Source organism: Variovorax sp. E3 (assembly GCF_016082275.1).
In the GTDB taxonomy this organism is placed as follows: domain Bacteria; phylum Pseudomonadota; class Gammaproteobacteria; order Burkholderiales; family Burkholderiaceae_C; genus Variovorax.
The window spans coordinates 1-6,379 of sequence record NZ_MOWM01000251.1 but is presented as its reverse complement, the minus strand read 5'-3'; the positions used below and the strand labels follow the sequence as shown (position 1 = coordinate 6,379).

At 69.6% G+C, this 6,379-nt stretch carries 6 protein-coding genes and 1 pseudogene; all 7 read right to left on the bottom strand.

All coding sequences use genetic code 11. The features are described 5' to 3' along the window. Positions 1–251 (bottom strand): annotated as a pseudogene (locus BMG07_RS43670) (hypothetical protein); the annotation flags it as partial. A 177-nt stretch (positions 252–428) separates the two neighbouring features. Further along, a complete protein-coding gene (locus tag BMG07_RS39085; protein WP_198088985.1) occupies positions 429–1,613 on the bottom strand; it encodes an FAD-dependent monooxygenase in 1,185 nt (394 codons plus the stop codon). Between the two features lie 5 nt (positions 1,614–1,618). Continuing rightward, positions 1,619–1,921 (bottom strand): DUF6587 family protein, encoded by a 303-nt coding sequence (locus tag BMG07_RS39080; protein WP_198088984.1) that lies wholly within the window; start codon positions 1,919–1,921, stop codon positions 1,619–1,621. 28 nt (positions 1,922–1,949) lie between these two features. Then, the gene (locus tag BMG07_RS39075) at positions 1,950–3,845 is read right to left on the bottom strand and encodes a ferrous iron transporter B (protein WP_198088983.1); all 1,896 of its coding nucleotides are present in this window, start codon (positions 3,843–3,845) and stop codon (positions 1,950–1,952) included. Next, positions 3,838–4,137 (bottom strand): FeoA family protein, encoded by a 300-nt coding sequence (locus tag BMG07_RS39070; RefSeq protein WP_198088982.1) that lies wholly within the window; start codon positions 4,135–4,137, stop codon positions 3,838–3,840. The genes BMG07_RS39075 and BMG07_RS39070 overlap by 8 nt, the downstream gene beginning before the upstream one ends. Positions 4,138–4,264: 127 nt before the next feature. Continuing rightward, the gene (gene efeO / locus BMG07_RS39065) at positions 4,265–5,101 is read right to left on the bottom strand and encodes an iron uptake system protein EfeO (protein ID WP_198088981.1); all 837 of its coding nucleotides are present in this window, start codon (positions 5,099–5,101) and stop codon (positions 4,265–4,267) included. A gap of 53 nt (positions 5,102–5,154) precedes the next feature. Beyond that, positions 5,155–6,379 (bottom strand): iron uptake transporter deferrochelatase/peroxidase subunit (efeB, locus tag BMG07_RS39060; protein WP_198088980.1); only part of this gene is annotated, 1,225 nt, incomplete at its 5' end.

Here is a 6,379-nt window from a genome sequence, read left to right as displayed (position 1 = left end):
GGCAGCGCGCTGGCCACCGATGTCGCGGTGGGCCACGACGCCTTCGCGGCCGCGGCGGCGCTGGTGCGCGCGGGCGCGCCGGTGGCCCCGGACGCACTGCGCAACATCGACGGACAGATTGCCCCCGAACTCACGAGCGCGTTGCTCGCCAACGGCGCGGAGCCCAACGTGGCGGCCATCGTCAAGTGCGCGGCCTGCGGTGCGCCCGCAAGCGCCCACCTGATCGCCGAGGCCTGCACGCGGGCGGGCATCGACGTGACGCCCGCGTCATCGCGGACCGCGACGCGATGCTGCTCGAGCTGGAGACCACGCTCGCGAAGATGCAGGACGGCAAGCACGGCCACTACCTCGGGCAGGAGGGGCTCGCCGAGCGCATCGAGCACCTGCAGACTTTCAGTCTCTAGGCTCGCCTTTCGGTTGCCGCCAGCTCAGCCGCCGTACAACCAAGGCTGATCGAGCAGCTTCGCGCCCAGCACACGCATCGCCATGTCGCGGCCCAGGCGCACGGCGCCCGTGGCGTGGAAGATCTCGCCGTTGCGGCGCGCGCGTGCCTGCACTTGTGCGTTGCGCGCCCAGCGTGCCTCGGCATAACGCGCGAACGCGGCGGGCACCTGGGGCGCACTGCCCTCGCCGAGCGCATCGGCCAACGCCACCGCGTCCTCGATGGCCATGCCCGCGCCCTGCGCGAGGTACGGCACCATCGGGTGCGCGGCATCGCCCACCAGCGCGACGCGCTCATGCGCCATGTCGGCGGCGCAGGTCATCGGTGCCCGGTCGCCGAGCGACCACGCGCGCCAGCCGGGCATGGCGTCGAGCAATGACTGCAGGCCCGCGCAGCTTCGGCCCATGGCCTGCTTCAGCGCGGCGAGGCTGCTGGACTGGTCCCAGTCGCGCGCGTCACCGGCGGGCGACGATTCAGCGATCACCACCACGTTGAGCCACTCGCCGCCGCGCACCGGGTAGGCCACCGCATGCAGGCGCGGTCCCAGCCACACATGGACCTGCTGACGACGCAACGCGGCGGGCAGGCGCGGCTGTTCGATCAACGCACGCCAGGCCGTGTGGCCGGTGACGCGCGGCGGCTCGGCGGCCAGCGGCGTGTCGAGCTGCTGGCGCACCAGGCTCCAGAGGCCGTCGGCGCCGACGATGGCCTCGCCCTCCCAGGCGCGGGCGTCGTTGCTCGACATGCAGACGAGGTCGTCGCTGGTCTCGACCTGCGCGATGCGGGCGGCAGTGACGAGCGTGCCGGTGCCGCGCGCGCGCACGGCATCGAGCAGCAGGCCGTGCAGGTCGGCACGATGAACGCAGAAATAAGGCGCGCCGTAGCGCTGTTGCATGGTGTCGCCCAGCGGCATGCGGGCGAGTTCGGAACCGCTCTCGGCGCTGTGGACCACCAGTGCGTCGGGCCGCGCGGCGATGGCCGCAAGGCCCTGGCCCAGGTCGAGTTGCTGAAGGCGCCGCGTGGCGTTGGGGCCGAGCTGCACGCCAGCGCCGATTTCGCCGAACACGGTGGCCTGCTCGAAAACGTCGGCCCGGTGCCTGTGACGGGACAGCGCCAGCGCGGTGGCCAGCCCCCCGATGCCGCCCCCGGCGACGAGGATGTGCGCGGGCATCGGTCTCAGCGGCTGTGCGTGGACGACAGCGCGCTGGGTGTGTGGCTCGTGGCCTGGTCGGCTTCCGGTTGTTTGGAGGGGGTCTTGGGGGCGCAGCTTCCGCAGCTGTCGCACGAGCCGCAGCCCGATGTCTTGGCCAGCGAGGCGGCCAGCGCCTTGGCGCGCTCTTCGTCGACCCAGCCCGCGCGGTGCGTGCCGGCCGCGAGCTTCTGCGCGGCACCGCGTCGCCAGCCCGCGGGCATCCAGCGCCAGACCGCGTAGAACGCGGCCGCCGCGACGATCAATCCGACGATCAGTTGCTGTGCCATTTCTTCTTCAAACCTTTCAGTGTAGGTTTTAACCTGCTCCGAGTGCCACTGCAACGCGGTAGGTGATGAAGCAGGCCATGTACGCCAGCGCGAAGAGGTAGCCGGCCATGATCCAGACGTACTTCCACGAACCGGTCTCGCGCTTCACCGCGGCCAGCGTCGAGATGCACTGCGGCGCGAACACATACCAGACCAGCAGCGACAGCGCCGTGGCCAGCGTCCAGCTGCCCGCGATCAGCGGCTCCAGCTGGCCCGCCACGTCGTCGCCCGTGGCCGACAGCGCATACACCGTGCCCAGCGCGCCCACGGCCACTTCGCGCGCCGCCATGCCGGGCACCAGCGCGATCGAGATCTGCCAGTTGAAGCCGATGGGCGCGAAGATGTGCTCCAGCCCGCGGCCGATCATGCCGGCCAGGCTGTATTGAATGGCCGGCCCGGTCGCGCCTGCCGGCGGCGACGGAAAGGTCGACAGGAACCACAGCAGGATGGTCAGCGTAAGGATGATCGTGCCCACGCGCTGCAGGAAGATCCATGCGCGCTCGTACAAACCCAGCGCCAGGTTGCGCGGGTTGGGCCAGCGGTAGGCCGGCAGCTCCATCAGCAGCGGCGAGTGCGAGGTGTTGTCGCGAAAGCGCTTCATCACCCACGCCACGGCCATGGCCGAGACGATGCCGAACACATACAGCGCGAACAGCACCACGCCCTGCAGGTTGAACACGCCGCCCACGGTGCGCGCCGGAATGAAGGCAGCAATGAGCAGCGCATACACCGGCAGCCGCGCCGAACAGGTCATGAGCGGCGCGATCATGATGGTGGTGATGCGGTCGCGCCAGTTGCTGATGGTGCGCGTGGCCATCACGCCCGGAATGGCGCAGGCAAAGCTCGACAGCAGCGGAATGAACGAGCGGCCCGACAGGCCCACGGTGCCCATCACGCGGTCGAGCAGAAACGCCGCGCGCGGCAAATAGCCCGAGTCTTCCAGCGCGAGGATGAAGAAGAAAAGAATCAGGATCTGCGGCAGGAACACGACCACGCCGCCCACGCCCGCGATCACGCCGTCGACCAGCAGGCTCTGCAGCATGCCCTCGGCCATGTGCGCCTTCAGGAGGCCGCCCAGCGCCTCGGTGCCGGCCTTGATCGCGTCCATCGGCACGTTGGCCCAGCTGAACACGGCCTGGAACATCAGGAACATGGTCACGGCCAGCACCAGCATGCCCCACACGGGGTGCAGCACCAAGCGGTCGATGCGGTCGCTGGTGGCCAGGCTGCCCACGGGCTCCTGCACCGCCAGGCCGAGGATGCGACGCACTTCGCGCTGCGTGGCCAGCACGTCGTCGAGCCCCGGCGCCTGCCAGGGCTGCGGCGCGGCGGCGGCCACGGGCGAATCGAGCGCGGCCAGCAGGTCTTGCGCGCCGCCGGTGTGCACGCCGACCGTCTCGACCACGGGCACGCCCAGTTCGCGCGACAGCACGGCCGCGTCGACCGTGATGCCCTGCTTTCTGGCCATGTCCATCATGTTGAGCACCACCACCATCGGCAGGCCCAGCTTGCGGGCTTCGAGCACCAGCCGCAGGTTCAGCCGCAGGTTGGTGGCGTCGGTGACGCACACCAGCAGGTCGGGCAGCGCTTCCTTGCTCTGGCCGGTGACGATGTCGCGGGTGACGGCCTCGTCGGCGCTCAGCGCGTTCAGGCTGTAGGCGCCCGGCAGGTCGAGCACGAACACGCGGCGGCCCGTGGGCGTGCGCAGCGTGCCTTCCTTGCGCTCGACGGTCACGCCGGCGTAGTTGGCCACCTTCTGGCGGCTGCCGGTGAGCAGGTTGAACAGCGCGGTCTTGCCGCAGTTGGGGTTGCCCAGCAGCGCGATGCGGCCCGGCTGGGCGGTGGGCGCGAGGCGGCCCGGGCCCTGGATGACGGCTTCAACCATGGTTCGCGGCTCCCGGCGTGACGTGGATCAGCGCGGCCTCGTGGCGGCGCAGCGCGAAGGTGGTGTGGCCCAGGCGCACGGCCAGCGGCTCCCGGCCCGGCAGGCCGCTGGCGACGATGCGCACGGCCTCGCCCGGCACGAAGCCGATTTCGGTCAGCCGAAGGACGAGTTCACGGCCGTCGGCGTCCTCGGGGCGCGCCACGTCGAGCACGGTGGCCCACTGGTTGTTCGGAAGCTGGTCGAGGCGCAGCGCGGCGGATGCCGGCACTGCGCCGTTGTCATTGGTATGCACGGTGAGAGAGCGCCCTGAATATCGGCGCGCCAAGTAAGCAATACCCGAATGCTAGCAATTCTCACTCGCGAAAACCTGACCAAAGCCCTCGAAAGACGCCGATCCCCCGCCGAATCGGGGTTTTCGATCAGTTCAGGCCCAGCATGCCGCGCAGTTTGGACAGGTCTTCGGCCAGCGTGTTGACCCGGCCGGCCAGGAGCTTGCGGTCGCGCTCGCTGAGCTTCGAGTAGGTTTCGAAGCCGCCGTCGGCCGTCTTGTACTTGGCCAGCGTGTCGAACACGACCTTGAAATTGGCGTCGGTCTTGTCCGAGAAGGCCTTGTTTTCCTTCACGACCAGCGGGCGCAGCAGCTCGACGATCTTGTAGGCGCCCTCGAAGTTCGACTGGAAGTCCCACAGGTCGGTGTGGCTGTAGCGGTTTTCCTCGCCGGAAATCTTGGTGGCCGCCACCTCTTCCATCAGCACGGCGGCGCCGCCCACCACCTTCTCGGGCGGGAAGGTCAGCGCGACCAGGCGCTTTTGCAGTTCGAGCACGTCGGCCAGCAGCTTGTCGGCCACGGGGTTCAGCTCCTTGGTGCTCTTTTGCACCCACAGGCCGTACTCGATGCGGTGGAAGCCGCCGAAGGCCGGGTCTTTCTCGGCCTTCTCGTGGTCGTCGGCGCGCGAGTCGATCGACTTGTCGAGGTCGTTGAACAGTTCGGCCACCGGCTCGATGCGCTCGTAGCTCGTGCGCGTCGGCGCGTACAGCTTCTTCGCCTTCTCGATGTCGCCGGCCTTCACCGCGGCGGTGAAGGCACGGGTGTCCGCGGCCAGCTTGCGCACGTTCTCGGCGACGTAGATCTTGTAGTCGGAGATCGGTCCGACCAGCTCGAGCGGCGACACGGCGGCCTGGGCGCCCAGGGCATGGAGCCCGGCGAAGCCTGCGACGAGAGTGGCGAGGAAGTGGCGGCGGAACTGCACGGTCATGGATCTCCTAGTTCTGGGCAGTGGTGAAAAAACTTGTGCGGCGCGGGCGGCCTTCAGGCCGACATGAGGCCGCGCCCCAGCCAGTCGCGCGCGTCCCGCACGCCGGGCAGCGTGAAGAAGAAGCCGCCGCCGATGGGCTTGATGTATTCCTCGAGCGGCTCGCCGTCCAGGCGCGTCTGCACCGCGATGAAGCCGTTCTCCAGGTTGGCCTGGTAGCAGATGAACAGCAGCCCCATCTCGAGCTGGCCCGACTTGGTCACGCCGTTCGAATAGTTGAAGGGGCGGCGCAGCATCAGGTTCTTGTCCGAGGCTCTGGTGCGCGGGTTCGCCAGTCGGATGTGCGCGTCCATCGGCGTGGCCTTGCCTTCGGGGTCCTTGGCGTAGTCGGGCACGTCGTGCTCGGTCTTGCCGCCGTCCATGGGCGCGCCGGTGGGCTTCAGGCGGCCCATGATGGCCTCCTGCTCCTGCAGCGGCGTGCGGTCCCAGCGCTCCACGAAGTTGCGGATGATGCGCACCGCCTGGTAGCTGCCGCCCACGGCCCAGGCCGGCTCGTCGCTGCCGGGCTGCACCCAGACGATGCCGTCCATGAGCTTGTCGTCGGCCGAGTCGGGGTTGGCCGAGCCGTCCCGAAAACCCAGGAAGTTGCGCGCGCTCTCGGCCGGCTTGCCCGGCACCGCCGGAATCGGCGGCACGGTGCCCTCCTGCTTCCAGTGCAGCACCAGCAGGTCGGGCGTGTTCTTGATGATGTCGCGCAGCGCGTGGATGTTGGTGTCGGGCGTGTTGGCGCAGAACTGGATCGACAGGTCGCCGTGGCACAGCGCGGCGTCGAGCGCGTCGTTCGGGTGGCGCTGCATCTGGTTCAGGCGCACGGGCTTTTTCTTCGCGAGGCCGAAGCGCTCGTCGAACAGCGAGGTGCCGACCGACACCGTCACGGTCAGCCCGTCGGGCTGCACCACCGGGCCCAGGATGCCGGAGCCCGCGGGCGGCAGCTTGGGGTCGGGGTCGGTCTGCGGGCCGCCCTGCGTGAGAAACGCGATGCGCTCGGTGAGCGTGCGAAACAGCCGCTCCAGGTCGGCGCGGTTCTCGGCCAGCACGTAGAACGACGCGATCATGCCGGCCGTCGGGCGCGGCGTGACGATGCCGGCCTGGTGCTTGCCCAGGAACGGCACGCGGTCTTGCGTGTGGGTGCTCTGCGGCGCGTCGGTCACTTGCGCGCCGCTGTCGGGCGCGGCGGCAGTGGTGGCGGCGCGGGCCGAAGCCGACGCGGCCAGGCCCGCG

Excerpts from the sequence above, each read along its gene's own strand:
- BMG07_RS39080 (WP_198088984.1), bottom strand. The coding sequence starts at position 1,921 with ATGGCACAGCAACTGATCGTCGGATTGATCGTCGCGGCGGCCGCGTTC.
- BMG07_RS39085 (WP_198088985.1), bottom strand. The coding sequence starts at position 1,613 with ATGCCCGCGCACATCCTCGTCGCCGGGGGCGGCATCGGGGGGCTGGCC.
- BMG07_RS39075 (WP_198088983.1), bottom strand. The coding sequence starts at position 3,845 with ATGGTTGAAGCCGTCATCCAGGGCCCGGGCCGCCTCGCGCCCACCGCC.
- efeO (WP_198088981.1), bottom strand. The coding sequence starts at position 5,101 with ATGACCGTGCAGTTCCGCCGCCACTTCCTCGCCACTCTCGTCGCAGGC.